14 protein-coding genes and 1 pseudogene are annotated in these 20,040 nt (G+C 68.3%); 8 read left to right on the top strand and 7 right to left on the bottom strand.

Annotated elements, in window-relative coordinates; translation table 11 throughout:
* Nucleotides 1-242: 242 nt before the first annotated feature.
* On the bottom strand, nt 243-614 hold the full coding sequence (locus B1L11_RS25845) for a hypothetical protein (protein ID WP_079316930.1): 372 nt from the start codon (nt 612-614) through the stop codon (nt 243-245).
* Between the two features lie 511 nt (nt 615-1,125).
* On the opposite strand from B1L11_RS25845, the gene B1L11_RS25840 reads away from it, so the two are divergent.
* The 5 genes and pseudogenes from B1L11_RS25840 (at nt 1,126) to csb2 (ending at nt 8,870) form a co-directional block, all read left to right on the top strand.
* The gene (locus tag B1L11_RS25840) at nt 1,126-1,656 is read left to right on the top strand and encodes a hypothetical protein (protein WP_079316928.1); all 531 of its coding nucleotides are present in this window, start codon (nt 1,126-1,128) and stop codon (nt 1,654-1,656) included.
* 132 nt (nt 1,657-1,788) lie between these two features.
* A pseudogene (locus tag B1L11_RS25835) lies at nt 1,789-3,954 on the top strand (DEAD/DEAH box helicase); the annotation flags it as partial.
* A gap of 194 nt (nt 3,955-4,148) precedes the next feature.
* A complete protein-coding gene (csx17, locus tag B1L11_RS25830) occupies nt 4,149-6,515 on the top strand; it encodes a type I-U CRISPR-associated protein Csx17 (RefSeq protein WP_143737549.1) in 2,367 nt (788 codons plus the stop codon).
* A complete protein-coding gene (gene cas7u / locus B1L11_RS25825; RefSeq protein ID WP_079316923.1) occupies nt 6,512-7,438 on the top strand; it encodes a type I-U CRISPR-associated RAMP protein Csb1/Cas7u in 927 nt (308 codons plus the stop codon). Before csx17 ends, cas7u begins: the two co-directional genes overlap by 4 nt.
* A gap of 1 nt (nt 7,439) precedes the next feature.
* Entirely contained in the window at nt 7,440-8,870 is a 1,431-nt protein-coding gene (csb2, locus tag B1L11_RS25820) for a type I-U CRISPR-associated protein Csb2 (RefSeq protein ID WP_079316921.1), read from the top strand.
* Nucleotides 8,871-10,818: 1,948 nt separating this feature from the next.
* Here the strand turns inward: csb2 and B1L11_RS47140 are convergent.
* The 6 genes from B1L11_RS47140 to B1L11_RS25790 all read right to left on the bottom strand — a co-directional run bounded on the left by B1L11_RS47140 (nt 10,819) and on the right by B1L11_RS25790 (nt 17,407).
* Nucleotides 10,819-12,303, bottom strand: coding sequence for a pentapeptide repeat-containing protein (locus B1L11_RS47140; protein ID WP_179155324.1), 1,485 nt, complete (start codon nt 12,301-12,303; stop codon nt 10,819-10,821).
* Between the two features lie 153 nt (nt 12,304-12,456).
* Nucleotides 12,457-12,675, bottom strand: a complete 219-nt coding sequence (locus B1L11_RS25810) for a hypothetical protein (protein WP_079316919.1) — start codon at nt 12,673-12,675, stop codon at nt 12,457-12,459.
* A 613-nt stretch (nt 12,676-13,288) separates the two neighbouring features.
* On the bottom strand, nt 13,289-14,368 hold the full coding sequence (locus B1L11_RS25805; protein WP_218671302.1) for a site-specific integrase: 1,080 nt from the start codon (nt 14,366-14,368) through the stop codon (nt 13,289-13,291).
* Nucleotides 14,369-14,568: 200 nt separating this feature from the next.
* A complete protein-coding gene (locus B1L11_RS25800; RefSeq protein ID WP_143737548.1) occupies nt 14,569-16,032 on the bottom strand; it encodes a hypothetical protein in 1,464 nt (487 codons plus the stop codon).
* 9 nt (nt 16,033-16,041) lie between these two features.
* Nucleotides 16,042-16,935 carry a pentapeptide repeat-containing protein gene (locus B1L11_RS25795; RefSeq protein ID WP_079316915.1) on the bottom strand — a complete coding sequence of 298 codons (894 nt, stop codon included), beginning with the start codon at nt 16,933-16,935 and terminating at the stop codon, nt 16,042-16,044.
* 34 nt (nt 16,936-16,969) lie between these two features.
* Nucleotides 16,970-17,407, bottom strand: a complete 438-nt coding sequence (locus B1L11_RS25790) for a hypothetical protein (protein WP_143737547.1) — start codon at nt 17,405-17,407, stop codon at nt 16,970-16,972.
* Between the two features lie 206 nt (nt 17,408-17,613).
* Here B1L11_RS25790 and B1L11_RS47135 point away from each other — a divergent pair, with 206 nt between their 5' ends.
* From B1L11_RS47135 to B1L11_RS47130, 3 genes are all read left to right on the top strand, one after another.
* Nucleotides 17,614-17,775: a hypothetical protein gene (locus B1L11_RS47135; RefSeq protein WP_179155323.1), complete on the top strand. Its 162-nt coding sequence runs from the start codon at nt 17,614-17,616 to the stop codon at nt 17,773-17,775.
* A gap of 155 nt (nt 17,776-17,930) precedes the next feature.
* The gene (locus tag B1L11_RS25785) at nt 17,931-19,388 is read left to right on the top strand and encodes a pentapeptide repeat-containing protein (protein WP_143737546.1); all 1,458 of its coding nucleotides are present in this window, start codon (nt 17,931-17,933) and stop codon (nt 19,386-19,388) included.
* Between the two features lie 186 nt (nt 19,389-19,574).
* Complete coding sequence (locus tag B1L11_RS47130; RefSeq protein WP_179155322.1) at nt 19,575-19,748, top strand: hypothetical protein; 174 nt, start codon at nt 19,575-19,577, stop codon at nt 19,746-19,748.
* Nucleotides 19,749-20,040 lie beyond the last annotated feature (292 nt).

Here is a 20,040-nt window from a genome sequence, read left to right as displayed (position 1 = left end):
TTGCACGCAGCGTGACGCGAGAGGGCCTACATCCCGCGTCTGCATGTGGTCTGCACTCTGCGGGCCCGTGTAGACGTGAGCTGTAGGCCCTCTGACGTGCCGAAATGACCGGCCGCGGAGTGTCGTGCAGACCAGGACGCGGGGAGGGGGAGAGGCGGCCGACCTGCGGAGACGAGGCGCGACCCCCTCCCCCTCGTCGGCAGTCGCCGGCACCCGTGATGATCACCCTTCGCAGTCGCTGGCTATTTGTCGTTGTCGGATTCCTTGGGCGCGTCCCTGTACCGTACGAACTCGTCGTACGCCGCTTCCTCTTCGGCGTCGAGAGCGCCGGACTCGCGGAGCCGTTGCATGGACGCGCGCAGGCGCTCCTTGCGCGCCTCGCGGCGCTCCTCCTCCAGCGCCTGCTCGACGGCCAGCTCGCTCTCGGCGATCTCCTCATGAGACAGGCCGGCGTATCCGTCCTCATGGAGCTGCTGCATCGTGTCCCGAAGGAGCCGCTCCCGGATGGCCAGGCAGGCGTAGACCTCCAGGGACTTCCCCTTGCTCTCGGCCATGGCCTTGAGGTGAGGCATCTCCAGCGCGTCGACCTGCACGGTGATCTGCTCAGTAGCCATGCCCGGCACGTTACGACACATCTACGGCGGTTCAAGGACCTTCTGTCTGACCCCAACCGTCGGGCCATCATGTGACAGGGCCGTTCTAGGCGAGTGGTGGTCGACACAGTAAGTACGTGCTCGGCCGGGTCGGGGATGAGTCGACAACGGTCGCGCAGGTCAGAGCGGGTAATGAGCGGCGCAGCGAAGGATCGGCGGCGGCCGCCAGTTGGGAGGCCGTTCCGCGTTCTACCCGGGCCAATCCCAACTCCGTCCGGGGTGGTTTCCGCGAAACGGCCAGGAGTCGCTCGGGCGAGATAGTAAGTACATGCCCCGAGTGGCAACGGCTTCAACGCCTTGACGCCTCAGGCGTGGCTTTGGGGATGCGGGCAACGTAGTTCGATCAGCGCGTTCCTTAGCTCGCGCACAAACGAGTCGGGGTCTGCCAACCGGAGCGAGGCCTCATGCGTCTCAAACCCGCCGACTGATCATCTGGGGGTCCACTTTGTCCGCCCGCCTGATAGCCCTCACCGTGTCGCTCGTCGCCGCCGCCATCATCGCCATCTGCCTCGTCGCGCTCGTCGTCGTGTTGAAGCCGCCGACGGCCGAAGCGCCCGGGTCGTCTGGCAGCGGTGACCTAAACCCTGTCGTCGAGCAAGCCGACCAAGGCCAGGAGCCGCAGCAGGAGCGCACCGAGGTCGCCGCCCGGCAGGCCGCGCAGGCCTTGATGGACACCTACTCAGCGGGCGGCTATGGCGAGTTCTGGGACGCCTGGGTGCCAGAGGCCCAGGCGCTCATCAGCCGTGACGACTACGTCCGCCTGTTCCAGCTGTGCAAGCCGATCGCCGAGGGTCTGCGGTTCGAGATCACCGGCGTCACCCTGCGGGGCGACATAGCGGACGTGCGGGTCAACCGGCTGATCGTGTCGTTCACCTACCAGTTCCGCTACGAGGGCGGTCGCTGGCGGTACATCCCGGACCAGCAGGCCCAGGCGGACTACAAGACCAAGAACGTCGATCAGATGGTCGCCGAGAAACGGGCCGCCCGCACCTGCGCTGCCTGACGCTCTACAGCAGGTGTGGCATCTGGCTGACCTGCTCGATGAGACCGTCGAAATGTCGGTCGGTGCCGCTACAGTGCCCAGCCTCGACGAGCTTCAGGTTTGAGACGTTAACGCGTCGCGAGGGAGCCCCATATGAATGATGGCCCGCACGTGGGTGAGTTCAGCGAGTTCGTGGCCCGTGCAGTAGGTGAGGCGAGGCCTCCTTACCCCTATCAGGTGCGACTTGCCGAGGAAGGGCTGCCGGATCTGTTGAGGGTTCCGACGGGAGCGGGGAAGACGCTGGCGGCCGTGTTGCCCTGGCTGTGGCGCACGACGGCGTTCCCCGAGGACACTCCCCGTCGGCTGGTCTATGTGCTGCCGCTGCGGACGCTGGTGGAGCAGACGGCCGGGGAAGTGGCCCGGTGGCTGTTCAACCTCGGTGAACGATCCTCACCCGATCCCCAGCAGGTGTCCGGTGACGACTCCGTGATCCTCCAGATGCTCATGGGCGGGACGGATCGGGAGGACGACGCCTGGCAGCTCGTGCCCGACAAGCGGGCCGTCCTCATCGGCACGCAGGACATGGTGCTGAGTCGGGCGCTCATGCGTGGGTATGCGGAGTCCCGGCCGAGATGGCCGATCTCCTATGCTCTGCTGCACTCCGACACTCAGTGGGTCTTCGACGAGACGCAGTTGCTCGGTCCCGCGGTGCCGACGAGCGCCCAGCTCCAGGGACTGCGCGACAGCCTGGGTACGGCGGCGCCGACCGCGACGATGTGGATGTCGGCGACCCTCGCGGAGGAGGGGTTGTCGACTGTCGACCACGACGTGACCGCGCTGCGCACCGTCGAGCTGACGGCGGAGGACCGTGGCGGCGCACTGGCGAAGCGTCTCGACGCAGCCAGGACGGTCGAACGGCTCGATTTGCCGACGGATCCCAAGACTTTTGCCGTGGCCCTGGCCCGGGCTCTGCTGGCTCGCCACCGCCCGGGCACGCGCACTATCGCGGTGCTCAACACCGTGGAGCGTGCCACTGCGGTGCGCGAGGCGTTCCGTAAGGAGGCGCCCGAGGCCGATGTGGTGCTGATCCACTCCCGTTTCCGACCGGTCGAACGCAGGGAGCTGATGGACCTCGTCACGGACGACCCCCCGCCCGGCGGCCGGATTGTGATCTCCACTCAGGTTCTCGAGGCTGGGGTCGACATAACGTCGATGACGTTGTTCACCGAGGCGGCGCCGTGGAGTTCGATCGTGCAGCGCGCGGGGCGGTGCAACCGCGGAGGGGAATACGCTGCGGCCTCGCTGCTGTGGGGCCTTCCACCGGGCGGGCGGGCATCCGCCGTTCCATATGTGCAGGAGGACATGGACGCTGCGGTGGCCGCGCTCGGCGAGTTGGAGGGGATCGCGGTGACCTCCACCGGGCTCCAGCGGCGTCCGGTCAAGCAGATGCCAGAACTACACGCCGTCCTGCGCCGCCGTGATCTGCTTCAGTTGTTCGACACCATGCCCGATCTCACGGGCGCGGACATCGACGTCAGCCCGTGGATCCGCGACGGTGATGACACCGGGGTCTTCGTGGCCTGGCGCGACTGGACCGCGAGCGACGGCAAGCCTGCGGAGGACGAGCCGCTGGCCAGACGCGATGAGCTGTGCCCGGCCCCGATCGCGGACGTCCGGAAACTGGCTGCGCTCGATGGCGGGCGGCGGCTGTGGGTGCGTGACCGGGTGGGAGGGCACTGGCGGTGGGCTTCGCGGGCCGACGTCGTGCCCGGCGCCGTGCTGCTGGCCGACGTGCGGGCCGGGTGGTACGACCCCGAGCTCGGATGGGCTCCGGCCGTGGGAACGCCGGTCGAGCCCGTCGCGCCGGTCGAGTCGGCCGCTCCGCCCGCAGAGGACGAAGAGTCGGTCGGTCCCTTGGCGGATGGGGACGCCATCGGAGATGACCTGCTGTCTCAGGGCCGAAAGTGGGTGGGGCTCGCCCGGCACCTCTCCGACGTGGAGGAGGAGGTCGCCGCGGTAGCCGAGGGCCTCCGCCTTCCGGGCCTGGCCGTCGGACTGGTCGAGGCGGCGGTACTGGCCGGGCGTTACCACGACCTGGGCAAGTGCCATGAGGTGTTCCAGGCGACGCTTAGAAGAGCCAGCCCGAACCCGCCCGACGGGCTGCTCGCGAAGTCGCCGGGCGGCGGTGGGCGGCACTCCCGGAGGTATCTGCGGCACGAGCTGGTCAGCGCGCTGTTGCTGACCAGCCCCGAGTGTTGCCTGCTGGAGAATCGGCGGGAGCGCGGCCTGATCGTCTACCTGGTCGCCGCACACCACGGACGGGTGCGGATCAGCGTGCGCTCGGTCGCGGATGAGGCGCTGCAGCAACCGCCGCTACTGCTCGGCGTCGCGGACGGCGACCGCACCCCGGCGTTCGAGCTGACGACCGGGGAGCACATGGCCGCAGTCACGCTCTCGACGTCATCGCTGCGGATCGGCGCTGCCGACGCGTCCGGCTCCACGTCGGCCGGTTCGTGGACGCCTGGTTCATGGACGGAACGCGCGGTGACGTTACGGGACCGTCCGGACCTGGGACCGTTCCGGCTGGCCTATCTGGAGGCGCTCGTGCGCATCGCCGACATGCGGGTCAGCAAGCGCTATCGAGAGGAGGGATAACGCCGGTGAACAGGATCGCGCTGCTCGGCTGCCGCGCCGACGTCCTGGCCGGCTACCTTCAGGCACTCGGCCTGCTCCGGGTCGTCGCGACTCAGGTCGACCCTCGCGCCCGGCTGCACTGGCGCGGCGACGTTGCCGTGCTCGACACGGTCCTCACCGAGGACGACCTCTTCACCTGGCTGGTGCGCCGCTACGTCCCCGCGCCGATCGTCTCGCCGTGGAACTCCGGCTCGGGATTCGCCGGGAACGGCAAGAGTCGTACCGCCGAGGAGTCGCTGGCCGCCGTACGTGACCTCGACGACGACCGTTTCCGTCCCCTGCGCGAGGCGATCCTGGGGAGTGAGCGCGTTGTCGCGGAGGGACGGCGGCGCGGGTGGGGCGGTGCCAAGGACGAGTTGTGGGCCAAGGATCGCAAAATCGATGTGATCCGGCTCTGCCGGTCCGTCCTGTCCGACGACGCGTTGCCCTGGCTGGACGTCGCGGTCACGCTGACCCTCGACGACCTCGCCTTCAACGCTCTGGCCGGGACCGGCGGCAACTTCGGTCGGCAGGACCTGTCGGCGACCTACTACGACCGGCTGCTGCGGCTCATGGGTCCGAAGGCCAAGGTGTCCGAGAGCCGCGCGTGGGCCGAGGCCGCGTTGCTGGGCCGGGAGGATGTCGCCTACCTGCGTGACACGGTCGGACAGTACGACCCCGGACGCGCGGGCGGTATCCATTCGGCGGCCGACGAGCGGGGTGAGGGGTTTGCCAACCCCTGGTCGTTCGTTCTCGTCATGGAGGGCACGCTCCTGTTCGCGAGCGCGGCGGTGCGGCGCAACGGCGCGGCCAGAGCCGGGGAGGCCAAGCCGTTCTTCACCCGGTCGACGCCGCTTGGGCACGGCAGTGCGGCGGAGGCCGAGTCGGTCAAGGGCGAGCAGTGGGTGCCGTTGTGGGACCAGCCCGCCGGTGCCGGGGAGGTGGCTCACCTCATCGGAGAGGGCCGGGCCCAGTGGCGGCGCCGCCAGGCTACCTCCGGGCTGGAGTTCGCCCTGGCTCTGGCCTCGCTCGGGGTGGACCGCGGGCTGACGGGCTTCCACCGCTTCGTGATCGCCGAACGTCTGGGCCAGAACCCGCTCGCGATCCATGCCGGCCGGATCGCCGTCGCCGTCCGCCCCGAAGAGGGGCTGCTGCGCCGACCGTACACCTGGCTGGAGCAGGTGCGCAGGGCAGGACCGACCAGCGCCGTTGCCGCAGCGCTGCGCCGGGTCGAGCGCGAGGCGTTCGCTGTCGCGGCCGGTGATGGGCCGAACGCGCTGGCCCGCTTTGTGATCGAGTTCGGTCGGTTACACGAGCTGGTCGGTCGCTCCGGACAGACGCGCTCGCGCGTTTCACCGTATGAGCCGAAGGAGCGACCCGACTGGCTCGCGGCGTTGGAGTGTCTCGACGACGGACGGGAGGAGTTGCGGCTGGCCGCCGGCTTCGCTGGGCTGTGCGACGACCCCGCCACCACCGGGCCCGGGATTCGCGGGCTGCTCACCCGCGCCGGCGGCGGAGCCTGGCAGGCTGCCCCCGGCAGCGGCGTGGACCTGTTCGGCTCGACACTGGCGAGGGCGCTCGCCGAGGCGCACCGGATCCGGGTTATCAAGGCGCAGGACGATCGGCCGCGACTGAACGGCGAGGATGGCACAGCTCGTGGTGTGCAGACAGCTTTCGATTTCGGGCAGCGGTTGCCGATCGGGCTGATCGACCGGTTCGTGACAGATCCCTCACGTGATGGCCTGGTGGCCGACTTCCTGCGCGGGCTGCTGACGCTCGGCTGCGCGACCCGTACGAAGTCGGCCTGGCCGCGGTCTGAGCACGCCGTGCCCGGCTGGGCCGTGTCGCTACTCATCCCGTTCTTCGGCACCGGTGATCTCACAGTGCGGGTGCGCGACCGGCGCAGCGGTGACCGTCGGCTCCACCAGGTGCGGCTCGCGCCGCGGCCCGACTGGGTCTCCCGGCTCATCGCCGGCGGTGTGGATGCCGTCGCCGCCGACACGCTGCTTCGCCTGCGGCTTGCTGGGCTGGAGCTGAGGGTCCCCGCCCTGCCCGCCTCTCGCGTTGACGGCACGCGGCTGGCTGCGGCACTCCTGCTCCTGACCGGACAGAAGGACCGGGAAGGCTCCCTGACACGGATCTGCGTCGCAGAGGTCCCCCAGCTCGAAACTCTTCAGGATCGTGACTCACAAGGAGCTTTAGCATGATTCCCCTCGACCGCCCTCGCCTGCGCTTCACCGCGGACCTGCAGCCCCTGCTCGGCTCGACCTTCCAGGCCACCAACTTCCCCGACATCGGCTCGGCCAAGTTCCAGCGCGCGCAGGGGGGCGACAGCCTGCTGGTGGAGTCGGTCCAGTCGATGGCCAATCGCCTGGAGGGCATGGCCTGGGACCGCGCGTCCCATCGGCCCGTCCCCCTGATCGAGGCGCTGCCGTATGTGCGTGTGCACCGCAGGGACGACCCCGAGGTGTACCTGACCTCCAGCCGTGAGGAGGCGCACCGACTGGCCTCCGCGTTCGTCCGCGAGGCCACCCTGGACGGCACGCCGATGATGGACGTGATTCGCGACCGGCTCGGGCTGGTCAAGGACACCCCGCTCGATTACCCTCTCATGGCCCGCGCGGTCCTCGGGCTCGACCCGTTCTGCCTCCTTCACGGGGTCTTCTTCAGCCGTAAGGAATGGCTCGGCCAGCCCAGGTTCACCCGTGCGGTCTCCGCCGTTATCGAGGCGTACGACGTCCGCGAGGTGGTAAGCGGGGGACGCAAGGCCGACCATGTGCGTCACCAGCTCGGCGAGGGCGGTGGCACCAGCGAGGGCTACGGTTCGGTCCCGTTCCACCGGGTGGAGTGGAACGCCGGCGAGATCAAGGCCATGTTCGTCGTGGACGTCGACCTGCTCGCCTCCTACGGCCTCGGCCCCGAGATCACCGAGCTGCTTGTGCTCACCGCACTGTGGGAGATCCGCACGCTGCTGTCCCGTGGGCTCCGGCTGCGCACCGCCTGCGACCTGGAGGTCGTCGAGGAGCCCAAGGACCTGCCACAGCAGGCGGAACTGGAAACCCGCATCAGCGAGCTCATCGCCGCCACAGGGGTGAGCGCCGACCCGATCACCGTGCTATGGAAGGGCTGACATGGCGGTCGTCCTGGCCATGCGCTTCCCGTGGGGGCGCTACCACGCCACCCCCTGGGGGCGCTACGTCAACGAGGGAGCAGTGGAGCTGCCGCCGTCGCCCTGGCGGCTGCTGCGCGCCCTGTATTCGGTCTGGCAGCTCAGAGCGCCGGACCTGGACGCTGAGGTGGTCGGTGGCCTGCTGGCACGGCTCGCCGTGCCGCCCTCCTACCTGATCCCGCCGTACCGCATCGCGCACTCGCGGCACTACTACCCCGACACCAAACACCGTGCCGGGAAGGCCAGCACCGACAAGGCCATGGACGCCTTCGCCGTGCTCGACGGCGATCAGGCCATTTACGCGATCTGGCCTGGAGAGTTGGATCCAGAGCAGTCCGACGCACTGGCCCGGCTGGCCAGATCGATCCCCTACATCGGGAGAGCCGACTCCACCTGCGAGGTCGAACTGCTGCCCGCCGTGCCGCCCGACGCATATAGTCACGGCCGTGCCGAGCCCGTCGGCCTGGACGGAGAGGAACTGGGCGACGGACACGAACCTGCCGAGGTGCTCTGCCCTGTGCTGCCGCTCGACCTGACAGCGCTGGTCCTGCGACCTGTCGATGTGCGCGCAGGGAAGCTGCTCTATCCGCCGAGCACAAGGAAGATCACGTACGCCGTGCCGGTGCCCTCGCGGGTGTCCCGGCCCGCCCGCCGTACGGCGGAGCGAACCAGCGTGGTGCGACTGGCGGTGAGCGGCGTGGTGCAGCCGCCGATGGCGCACGCGGTCCCACTCATGGACGCGCTGCGCGGCGCCTGCATCAAGGTGCTAACCCGGCGCGCAGAAGCCTTCGACAGCCTGCTCGCAGGGAAGTCGGCGGACGGCAGGCCGCTGGCAGACGGGCATCGTCACGCGCACTTCCTGCCCTACGACGGCGACGGCGACGGGCGAATCGACGAGGTCATCGTCTGGGCCCCCGGCGGCCTCACCCCTCGCGAGGTTGATGCGCTGAACACCGTGGCCCGCCGCGAAATCGGCGTCCCGAACGGTGTCACCGGGCCCCGCGACCTCACCATGCTCCTGACGGCCTGCGGCCAGGAGGATCTTCTTCCTAACGAGTGGCACCGCCCTGCCGAACGGCACTGGACGTCCGTCACACCGTTCGTGCCCTCCCGCCACCGCAAGCCCAGACAGGAGCCCGCCGAATATCTGCAGCAGGAGGTGATCAGGGAGCTGGGCTACCGTGGGGAACAATTCCCCCAGCTCGTGGTCACCGCGAGGAACCCCGGTTCGGAGTTCGTCGGCTTCGTACGGCGCCGCTGGCGCGACAGGAAAGCCGCCGGTTCCCCGTCCGGCTACCGTATCGACCTGGAGTTCACTGAGCCTGTCGAAGGTCCCATCGTGCTCGGCCACCTGTCGCACTTCGGTCTAGGCCTCTTCGCCGCGGCCGTTTGATCGCTGTTCTGCTTCTTGACAACAGAACAGAGGATTAGCCACGTCGCAGTACGGTCGAGACCGCAGACACCGGGCCCGTCGAGCCCGGCTCTATTGCGGCTAGGTGGGGTACTCGCCAGCGAGTACCTCGGGTCCGGGGAGTCTCCGGTGCCATCGAGCCCCGGCTTCAACGCGGCGTGTAGCTCGCCAGATCGGCCGCGGACCGTTCGCCGAGTCTCCGGGGCGGTCGCGCCCCGGCTCCATTGCGGCACCTGCGTGGTCTCGATGAACACCACGTCGTCGATTCGGTCTCCGGGGCCGTCGCGCCCCGGCTCCATTGCGGCCCGATTACGTGAGCGATACCGCCGGCTTCCTCGACGAGTCTCCGGGGCCGTCGCGCCCCAGCTCCATTGCGGCATGTGCTTGTCGGCCAGGATGTCCAGCTCGTCGGGGGTGTCTCCGGGGCCGCGCCCCGGCTCCGTTGCGGGACGATCTCCTGACACCGGCCAGCGAAGACGTACGCGGTCTCCGGGGCCGCCGCGCCTCGGCTCCATTGGGAGATCCACCGGAGAGGGGGATTGCTTGGGGTACCGTCCCGTCTCCGGGGCGGTCGAGCCCCGGCTCCATTGTGGGCAGCCAGTGGGATCGCCATCGATGTTGACCTCAAGTTTCACCCCGGCCTCGGGGCTGGGCTCCATTGCGGGATGACGCCTCCGGCAGGGCGGTATGGGACACCCGGTTTCACCCCGGCCTCGGGGCTGGGCTCCATTGCGGCGTCTTGAGCATTTTCTGCAAGCGGTCGATCTCCTGGCGGTCTCCGGGGCCCGCCGCGCCCCGGCTCCATTGTGGCTGGACGTCCATTGCGTGGGCGATGGTGGCCAGCGGGCCTCCGGGGCTGCGTGCCCCGGCTCCATTGCGGGCTTGAGATCGGCCGTGATCGGGTCCACCTGCCCGAGTTTCACCCCGGCCTCGGGGCTGGGCCTCATTGCGGCGCATGCCCCCCGCACACCTCGGTGCAATCGTGGGCGTTTCACCCCAGCCTTGGCGTTGGGCTCCATTGCGGCCCCATCTGCTTAGATACCTTGTCGATCTGCTTCTGGGTCTCACCCAGCACCGAGGTGGGCTCCATTGCGGCGGCGAGTGCCAGTCCTGCCCCGGCGGGGGCCATAGGTTTCACCCCAGCCTCGGCGCTGGGCTCCATTGGGGTGTGATCACCAAGCTCTTGCACTACGAGGGCCCCGGTTTCACCCCGGCTTCCGGGCTCGGCTCCATTGCGGATTGTGCACCTCGATGTAGTGGCCGACCTCCACGATCGGTGTCTCCGGGGCCGTCGCGCCCCGGCTCCATTGCGGCGTGATGACGGTCTGCAGATCAACCCCGGCGTTGCACCCTCCGAGGCCATCGCGCCTTGGCTCCATTGCGGCTAGGCGAACTTCACGCCCTCGACGTGCAGGACCTTCCTCGCCTCCTGGGCCGTCGCGCCCCAGCTCCATTGCGGCGTGGTGACGATCGTCGGGCGGGCGTGCTCCTAGCGGGCGTGTCCGGGGCCGACTGACCCCGGCTCCGTTGCTGGCCCGTGCCGGTAGGGCCAACAGCCGGAACATGCTCCTTCCACCCTGGCCTCCAGGCTGGGGTCCGTTGCGGCAGCTCCGGCGGCTGCATGTTCGGCCGGCTGCACCGGTACCTCCCCGATCTCCCGCTCGGGCCCCATTGCCGCCGCTTCACCTCGTAGGTGCACACCTGGCAGAACACCCAGTTTCCGGGCCGTTGTGCCCCGTCGCCCGAAAGTTGTCCGTGGCGCTGCCACTCCTTCAAGGAGGCCACTGTCCCTACGGATAACCGCTCACGCACGCGGAAGACCAGGGGGTTGCTCCCGAGGATGCCGACTTAACGGTGGGGAGGGGTGGAGGTGCCCGACGACGACGCCGAGGCCGGCGGCCGTGCGAGTCAGACAGCTATCAGGCTGTGCTCACGCCTTCTGTTGGCTAGCCCCAGCCTCCGGAGGCTGCCGCTCTGACGCGCTTTTAATCAGACTGGACCCGTCTGGTCTAATCACAACGTGCCACCCTGGCGGCCACTGGTAACCCTCACCGGGATCGGTCACACGGGCCCACTCCAGGCTGATCGAGCCGATCATGCCGTTGAAGTTGGCTCCTCCGGAGAAGGTGGCTCTGCTGAAGTCGGCAAGCTGGCCGAAGGTGGCCTCGTCGAACCAGGTTTTCCTGGCGAAGGTGCCCTGGCTGAAGTTGGCATGCTGGCCGAAGGTGGCCTCGCGGAAGTAGGATCGTTCGGCGAAGGTGGCCTCCCAGAAGTAGGCAAACTTGGCGAAGGTGGCCTCGCCGAACCAGGCTGCCCCGGCGAAGGTGGCCTCGCTGAAGTAGGCTTCCCCGGCGAAGGTGGCATCGAAGAACCGGACTTCCCCGGCGAAGGTGGCCTTCCTGAAGTTGGCTTCGGCGAAGGTGGTTCCATGGAACCGGGCCATCCTGGAGAAGGTCGCCTCGCGGAAGACGCCTACAGCAACGCGACAATGGGAGAAGTCGAAGTCGATCAGCGTAGCGCCGGTCAGATCGATACGTATGCCGTCCCAGAAATGCAGACCGGGCGGGGGCGTTTCGCGTTCGTCCACTGGGCGGTCATCCCGAAGATGATCGGCGAGAATGCGCTGGGCCGTGAGCCGTACCTGACGCTCTCCTTCTGGGTCCCCTCCCTGAACCCTGTGATCGGCCGGCTGAGTGACGCCAGAATGACCATTGCGAGTTGCGTGGTACCGACGCCGCGCGGCTCGTAGCGCTTCCCGCCGCTCCTGCTCCGGATCGGAGGGCGTGGGGGGTCTGTAGGGCATCCGCAGGTAGGCGCAGATGACGTTGACAATCGTCTGACGGTGGCCCTCGTTGTCCTGAGCTAGGCGCTCCAGCGCGTACATGCCAGCCAGCCGGACGGCGGCCTTGTCGTGGCCGAGCTGCTCAGCGGCCTTGGTGTACAGCTCGGTGATACGCCGTTCGAGCGCGTCGCGCTGGTTGTCCTCGGCAACTCGCTCGGCGTGTGCGGCGTCTCGCTCCGCGTCGCGTTCGGCGAAGGCTGCGTCGCGCTCAGCCTGCAGTGCGGTCAACACCATCGTGAGTTCTTGGTGGCGCTGTCGGCGAAACGCTAGGGCGAGGGTGAACGCGGCCCCGACCGCCGCGCCAGCTGTCAGCGCGGTACGTATGGCCTCGCTGGTAGCCGTGGAGACTTCGACGCTCGTGGGCCCTGTCGGTGTGGGGGCAGAGCTGGCGCTCCCCGTGGCGACTGGTCTGGCACTGGGCGCGGCGACGCCACGCAGGAGCAGCCAACCGGTCAGCGCGACTGTCGATACCGTCAGCACCACCGCCAGGGCGATCCACCAGCCCGCTGACCGTGGCTCACGTAGCCGGGAGAGCCGCTGCTCCAACAGTTCGATCCGCGACTGCTCCGCCACCGGTACAGGCGCATCCGGCCGGGCACGCCGACGAAGCCACCCCACACCACGCATGATCGCTATCCCATCCGATACCGGCCGATCTCGCCGTGCGTGTCTTCCGATCGTTATCCCTGGCAGGGAGGGTCCGGCCTTCCCGCCAGCCGGACGGGCTCAGCGCCGCCAGTGACCGCCCCGGCAGACGTAGGTCCGGCCGCGGTTGCTCATCCCGACGGCTCCCTCGTTGCCGCAGAACCCGCCCGGGTTGACGCCGGAGATGAACGAGGGGGTGTCGTCCTCAGTCTCCCGGGGCGCCGGTTTCGGCGAGGGCTTCGGCTTCGGCTTGCGGCCCTTGCTCGGGTCCAGGTCGTCCCGGTCGACCGACTTATTCACTCCGTCGTTGTCGGCGTCGCGGTCCCTGCGATCCGGGATCCCATCCCCGTCGAAATCGTCAATGGGCGAAGGGCTGGGCGTTGGCGTCTCGGCAGGAGCGGGATTGGGCTCGGCCGGTGTGAACAGGTCGGTCGCCTCATACGACGGGAACGGGGACGGAGAGGGCAGCGGAGGAGCCGTGTCCCCGAATATCGCGCCACACGCGGCGAACAACGCGAATATCACCGCGAGAAGCAGCAGACAGCCGCACCCTTTCTGAGCCTTGGTCGCTGGCTTGGGCTGCTTGGGCGCACGGGGGGTCGACAACGCAGCTACCTTCCTGATCGGGGGGAGGGGGAGTTTAACTTGGAGCAATCCACTCGCGGGGCTCAAGTGACAGAAATGATCTCGGCGCCATTCCCAGAAGCAGCCACTGTCGGGCATGTCCGGCCTTTTCGCACACGGGAACCCAGGCGGGGTCTTCACGGGCGGGGCCGGTTAAGGGTGGGTGGGGTCACCCTTTGTCAAGGGGGCCGAAGCCGGCGGCTGACGATGCCGAGCAGCAGGGGCCAGGCATAACGAGAGCGCCCACCACGAGGGGCAGGCGCTCCCAGGGGCCGACGAGGCCAGGCGACTACAGGCCGGTCACAGGGTTGTCTTCCCAACGATCGGCCTCCTCGATGTAGCCGAGCAGGGCCGTCGACCCGTCCTTCCAGCCACCGTGGCGGCCGATCCTCTCCAGGGCGGCGCCAGCGCGGCGGGCGGCCGTGGCGAACCCGCGCCGGAGGCTGTGACCGGTCCAGCGGCCCTCCAGCCCGGCGGCCGAGGCGATGCGGGTGACGATGTCGGCGACGGCATCGGCGGTCATTCGGCCGCTCGGGTCGCCGATCTCCTTGCCGTTCCTCGTGATCGGCGGGGCGATGCGGCCGTGGCGGTCGATGCGGACCAGCAGCGGGCCCGACGTGCGGCCAGCCTCGGCCATAGCGGCCACCAGGGCGCGCACCGCGCGAACGGGACAGGTCGCGGGGACGCGGCCGTACGGCACGGCAACCTCGGTGAACTTCTTGATCTTGCGCCGGTAGATGGTCACCAGGAGGCCCTCGGGCGTCTCGTGGACGTCGGCGATGTCCAGGGCTACCAGCTCGGAGACGCGGGCGGCACAGGAGTAGCCGAGCAGCAGGGCGGCGGCGTCGCGCTTGCCTGCCAGGGTCGAGCGGTCGAGCGTGTCCAGCATCGCGCGCAGGGCGTCCGGAACGGCAGGGTCGGCCTTGCGAGTGATGGCGGCCGGGTCCTTGGCCAGGGCCAGGCGCTCCCGATAGCCGTCGAGCACCTTCCGGACGGCCTTGGTCTCCGGCGGCGTGGCGTTGGCGGTGCGGTGCGCCGTGCGAATGGCGGCCAGGGCCCGCTCGATGCTGGACGGGGCCAGCGGACGGCCGGTCTTGGCCGAGGGCGTGTTGGTCAGGTGTGTGACGTACCCGGCAACGGTCTCCGGCGTCGCGGGGAGCGGGACGCGGCCGTGCTCGACGCACCAGCGCTCGAAAGCGGTCCAGTCGGCGGCGTAAGCGCGCCGGGTCGACGCGGGCATGCCCGCCAGGATGGCCTCCCTCGTGGCCTCGCTCACGACGAAATCGGCGGCCGAGTAGACCGGCCGGGCATCGGCGGTCACGACGGGGGTGGCGGCCGAGACGATGGGGGCGGGGAGAAGGTCGGTCAAGGGGGGCTCCTCGGGCAGTTGCTAACTCCTGATAAGAAAGTTTATCAGGAGCCAGCATTGTTAGCTAGGAAATGGCCGCTCGCCTGGGCTGAGCGCCTTGAAGTGACAGGTGACTGATGTGTGGACTCCCTTTTCGGGTCGCGGGGAACTTGCGAGCCGTCCGCTTCGGGTGGGCGTACCTGCCATGTGGTGCCCGACTTCTACCAGCGGCGCAGGTCCCACTCCGACAGATCATCAGCCGTGGCGATCCGTTCGTCGACGTAGTCGGCGGCTTGGTCCCACCAGCTGCGGTGCGAGTCAGCGCCGAGCGCCAGGCGGAGCAGTCCTTCCGGCGGGTCCTCCGGGGTCCGGGGCAGCTCGATCACCTGGTAGGCGGTCACGCTGTTCGCGTTCAGGGAGCGCAGGCGGCGCAGCGCCTCTGCCTGCCATCCCGGGGGCTCGTCGTCGGGAGGCTGGGGCGCCAGTAGGTGCGGCTCAATGTGCGGTCTGAGCACCTCGTGCGCGATCGGCAGGGCTGTCAGGGCGATGTTGTCCAGGTCCTTTCCCTGCTCGGGTGGAACCACGAGGAAAGTCATCTTCACGGGAACGGTCAGGAGACTGAACATCGGGCGCCGGACCTTGAACTCCTCCATACGCTGACGGAGCGCCGATTTGAACTCCTCACCCTCGCGGCCGTTGCGGGGCAGGCCGGGGAGCGCGAGCGTCAACGGGTGTGCCAGGAGCTGCCGCCGACTCATGGTGCGCCCGTCGTGGAGAAGCTCGTCGAAGTCACTGCGGTACGGTTCGGGACAGCCGGGCGGCGTTGTCTGGGACAGGCCGTCGAAATACATGCATAACCCGGTGAGGAGTGCGGCGTCCATCTGGGCCAGGACCGCCCCCTGAAACCGGGTCAGCCACCAGAAGCGGCTTGACCGTTCGATGTACTCCCACAGGCCCGCGTCCTCAGCCGTGGATGCCGTTCGGCCGTTCGGGTCGTCCTCGAAGTCGTCAGGGAGGTCGGGAGCGGCGAAGGGACCGGAATCCTCGTCCTCCTCATAATCGTCCAACTGACGGAGCCGGTTGGCCAGGGTGAGGTCCGCCACCACGTCCCGGCCCGGGCGGGCTATGAGCATCGTCCTGCCGAGCTGTTCGCTCGACCGGCCGCCGTGGGTCGGCGGACCAGCATGAGGTTGATCCGGGGTCGCCCTGGAGGGACGCGGCTCCTCGCTCGGCAGAGGGGCGACGATATCCCAGGGGTCGAATGAGGTTTCTGCCATCGTGCGTTCGGTCCGTAATTCGTCGCGGTTCCACGCTTGGTCCAAGTCCACATACAGGAACTTGACCTGCCGGTCGTCTCGGTACAGCACACTGCGTCGGCGCGGCCGTATCGCCGGATCCGCTGGGCCGAGGAGGTCGAGCACGTGCTTGGCGACGCGATGGATCGCCGGCGGGTTCTTACGGGTGGTCTGGAAGAATAGGTCGAGCGCGACAGGTCCAGTGAAGGCGCGCCGCCTGGCCGCCGTCATTTGGTGGATGACCTGCTGTTGGAAAGCGACGGCTGATCTCCGGCCCCTGGCGCCTTTCTGCTCGGGCTCGCCCTCAATCGTCAGCCGCAGCGTTCGCAGCCAACGTGATCGCTGTTGCATCACCCAGAAGTCATCTGGAACATTCCAGGACTGCTTCACCGCCCCTCCCTAGCAGTCTTCTGGAGACGCACGAGTGACATCGAACTCGGGCTCCGCGCTCGGGTGAATTACTGCCGCTGGACCGGCAACCTCTTCGGGGGATTTCCCTGCGGAGGACGACGCTAGCCGCAGCGGCTGCTGCAACCTGTTCGCCTGGTCAGGCAGGCCGGTAGGAGGGTAAGACCAGTCGGCGACTCGGGTGAAGTCCACCTTGCCGCCCGTGAACTTGGCTTCATCGAACTCGACCTTGCCGCCCGAGAACTTCGCCTCATCGAACGAGACCAGGCCGTCCGAGAACTTCGCCTTCTCGAACGAAACCAGGCCGTCCGAGAACTCTGAGGACGCGAAAACTAGCATCCCGCCAGAGAAGTGCGAGAGGAAGAACCGAACTTGGCCGCCCGTGAACTTGGCCCTGGGGAACCGGACCACGCTGTTCGAAAATTCTGAGGCATCGAAGCTTGTCCAGCCGCCCGAGAACTCTGCGGCATCGAACCCGACGGCACCACCCGAGAACTCCGCCCGGTCGAACCAGATGATGCCACCGGAGAACTTCGCCCGGTTGAACAGGATCATGCCCTCGGTGATCTTAGTCCCGCTGAACGAGACTGTACCGCCGGAGAACCAGGCGTTGTCGAAGAACAGCTTGCCGCCAGTGAACTTCGCCTCCTTGAACGAGACTCCTCCACCAGAGAACTTCGCGTCACTGAACTGGACGCTGCCACCAGCAAACTTCACGTCCTCGAAACGGACAGTGCCGTCAGAGAACACGGTGCCGCTGAAGTCAACGTCGGTCGTGATGGTAATGCCAGTGAAATCTAGGTCGGCGCCGTGCCACGGGATCGCGGCGTCAGCCCGCATGTGGGCGGCGATCAGGCGCCAGATCGTGGCGCGTACTTCGCCCATGGCTCGCCAGGCGGTGTGCGCGCCAGGATCGGTCTCACGGTCGAGGTTTGGGGTCGGGGGGCATCCGCAGGTAGGCGCACAGGACGTCGATGCACATCTGCCGGCCACCCGCCCAGTCGTCAGCGAGGGCGGCGAGGGCGTGAACAGCGGCTAGGCGTACAGCGGCAGAGGCGTCTCCGAGCTTGCCGGATGCCTTATCGAAGCGGTCGACGTACAGCTTGATGTCCTCCCGCCGAGCTGTCTCCCGGGCCCGGTGGTTCTCCTCCTCGGTGATGCGCTGCTTGCGGTAGGCGACGACCAAGGCGACCACACCGCCGATTCCGCCGACGACTGCAAGCACGATCTTCAAAGTGTCGAGGAACTCGGCGACGCTCGGCTTCTGGCCGGTGGGAGCGGGGAGCCCGAGCCAGGTCAGCGCACCGAACAACAGCAACCCTGTCGCGGTGATGGCGACCGCCAGAGTAATTGCCAAGGCCCGGCCGATCGGTAGCAGGCGGACTGCCTGCGGATCGGGACTGCGCTGGCGGCGGAGGACTCGCCGAACGAACTGGGGGAGACGTGGCATGTCGCCTACTTTGCCCGACGGTCTGGGGGGAGACATCGGAATTCGGATGGGGGCGCAATGCTGACGCATCAGAAGGCGTCCCAATGAGGCCTGCGTCACGTAGCGCCGACCGCATGAAGTACATCTGCGAGGCCTGCAAGGAGCGCATCGAACCCGACCCCCGGGGCAAGATCCGCGTGGAGGGCGTCACGCACTCCAGCGCGCCCGAGGGCATGGGTCTGGGGGCCAGTGCCGTGTCACCAGGACTGCCGCCCGTACCTGAAGACGCCGTATGACGACCAGGTCGGCCTCGGCGAGTACCAGCTCACATGGCAGGACATGACGGCCTGAAGGCAGACCACGGGCAGACAGGCACCTGGCGAATTCTCCTGTGCACGGCCTGACTAAGCGGTGCAATAGGGGCGTGCCCCGATTCCCCCGACTGCCGCACGTGGTCATCGCCGCGACCGCGACCGCGCTCATCGGCGCGGCTGTGGCTGTCCGTGCACGCCGTCAAGCCCATACAGCACCCGCGGCGGCCCTTACCCAACCGCCATCGACGCCAGAACCGGAGAACACGCCGAGCCCCGCGGAGGACGCCCCGGCACCTTATCCGCCCCACGGGCGCCGATTACATTGGCTGCTCGGGGTACTGCTGGCCTTGGTGGTGATCGGTGCCTGTACGGCGGCGGCCCTGATGCTGGAGGTCCCGGACTGGGCGCGCTGGACCCTACTCGGCCTAGCCATAGCGGTCGGGGCGAGCATGGGGATCATCATCCTGGTTGGTCCGATGGCCCGCCGCCTGGCCGGCGAGACCGCCCCGCTGACGGCCGCCGAACGCCGGCAGATGACCGCCCCCGAGCGGGTGGAGGCCGTCAACGCCGCCCGCAACACCCTGATCCAGGCCGCCACTGGCCTGGTCGTTGTCGGCGGCGTGGTGTTCACCATCCTGGGCCTGCGGTATACCGCCGATTCCCTGGAGACCTCCCGCCAAGCCCAGTTGACTGCGGACCAAGGGCAGATCACCGACCGCTACACCAAGGCCGTCGAGCAGCTCGGCTCAGCCAAACAGGACGTGCGCCTGGGCGGCATCTACGCCCTGCAGCGCCTGGCCGCCGACTCCCCCCGTGACCGCGACACCATCCGCAGCGTCCTGGCCGCCTACGTCCGAGGCCACGACCTCTGCACTCCGCCGGACCGCAAGAGCAAACTCCCCAAGCAGTGCACAGCCAGATTTGATCAGGCCCTCGCTAAGATTCCGCTCACGAGGCCAGGCGCCGACGTGCTCGCGGCCCTGACCATCGCCCCCACCCTCGCCACCGCACGCGGCCACCACAGCATCGTTCTCCGGAGCGCCGGCCGTGCCGACTTTTCCGAGATCCGTTTCCCGCGTACGGACCTGAGCCACGCGAACCTGCAGGACGCATACCTGCCCGACGCGGACCTGCGGGGCGGCGACCTGAGCGACGCGCATCTGGAGGGCGTCGACCTGACCAAGGCGCATCTGGAGGGCGTCGACCTGACCGGCTCGCTTCTAGGCGGCGCCGACCTGGGTGGTGCGGACCTGCGCGGTGCCGACCTGGGTGGTGCGGACCTGGGCGACGTAAACCTGGGCGGCGCGGACCTAGGCGGCGTAAACCTGATCGACGCGTACTTGACCGGCGCGGATCTGACCGACGCGTACTTGACCGACGCGCACCTGACCGGCGCGGACTTGGCTGGCGCGGACTTGGCTGGCGCGTACCTGACCGACGCGCACCTGACTGGCGCAAATCTGACCGGCGCGAACCTGACCGCCGTCGAGTTGGGCTTCGTGGACCTGACAGGCGCAAACCTGCGGCATGTGCGGGGGAAGACCGAGAAGGAGATTCGGGCCATGGCGATTGTCGATGCCAAGACACGGTTCTGACGGTGGCCCCCGGGACCTGCCCAAGCAGAAGGTCGGTGCAGGCGTGCCGGGCGCCCGGTACGTCACGGATTTCATGTACGCGATGCCGTCGACTTCCCGGCCGGGCCCGACGGCCGAGAGTTGCCGACGAGGGGACCGCGCGCCGTGGCGGCCGATTTGTCGCCTTCAAACGGTAGCTTGCTGATCATGACGCAGACGGATGACTCCGAGGAGTTCGACTCCGAGATAGACGGCCCCGAATGGGACAGCCCTGGCACCTCCCTGGAGCCCGGGGACATGACCCGGGAGGAGTTCCTGGAGCGGGGCGGGAGCGAAGAGGACGCGGAGTTCTACTACGGCGAGCGGGACTACGAGGAGTAGTCCTTCGACCTGCCGAATTCGGCCGGACGCGGCCACTGTGCGCCGGCCCCTGGCGCTCGTCTGCGCCCAACCCCTGATCTACGGGGAGCGGGGGCCCTGGCCTAGTTGGTCGGACGGCGGCACACAAGGGTCAGGACACGGCGACGTGGCCATGGGGTCAGCCCCAGTATCAGGGAACCGTGGGCTCGGACAGCGGGCCTATCCGCTCCCGCGACGGTCACGTCCAGGGAAGTGGTGTACGAGCTGCCACCGCGTGATCCGTTTCTGCAGGTTATGCGGTGAGGCTGTCCGG

This window comes from Microbispora sp. GKU 823 (assembly GCF_002027145.1).
Classification (GTDB): domain Bacteria; phylum Actinomycetota; class Actinomycetes; order Streptosporangiales; family Streptosporangiaceae; genus Microbispora; species Microbispora siamensis.
Note: the sequence above shows the minus strand (reverse complement) of the source record. Positions and strands in the feature narration are given on the sequence as shown.

What these genes read in the sequence shown, in the direction of transcription:
- B1L11_RS25845 (WP_079316930.1), bottom strand. Translation starts at nt 614, where the DNA reads ATGGCTACTGAGCAGATCACCGTGCAGGTCGACGCGCTGGAGATGCCT.
- cas7u (WP_079316923.1), top strand. Translation starts at nt 6,512, where the DNA reads ATGATTCCCCTCGACCGCCCTCGCCTGCGCTTCACCGCGGACCTGCAG.
- csb2 (WP_079316921.1), top strand. Translation starts at nt 7,440, where the DNA reads ATGGCGGTCGTCCTGGCCATGCGCTTCCCGTGGGGGCGCTACCACGCC.
- B1L11_RS25795 (WP_079316915.1), bottom strand. Translation starts at nt 16,935, where the DNA reads ATGGGCGAAGTACGCGCCACGATCTGGCGCCTGATCGCCGCCCACATG.
- B1L11_RS47135 (WP_179155323.1), top strand. Translation starts at nt 17,614, where the DNA reads ATGAAGTACATCTGCGAGGCCTGCAAGGAGCGCATCGAACCCGACCCC.
- B1L11_RS47130 (WP_179155322.1), top strand. Translation starts at nt 19,575, where the DNA reads ATGACGCAGACGGATGACTCCGAGGAGTTCGACTCCGAGATAGACGGC.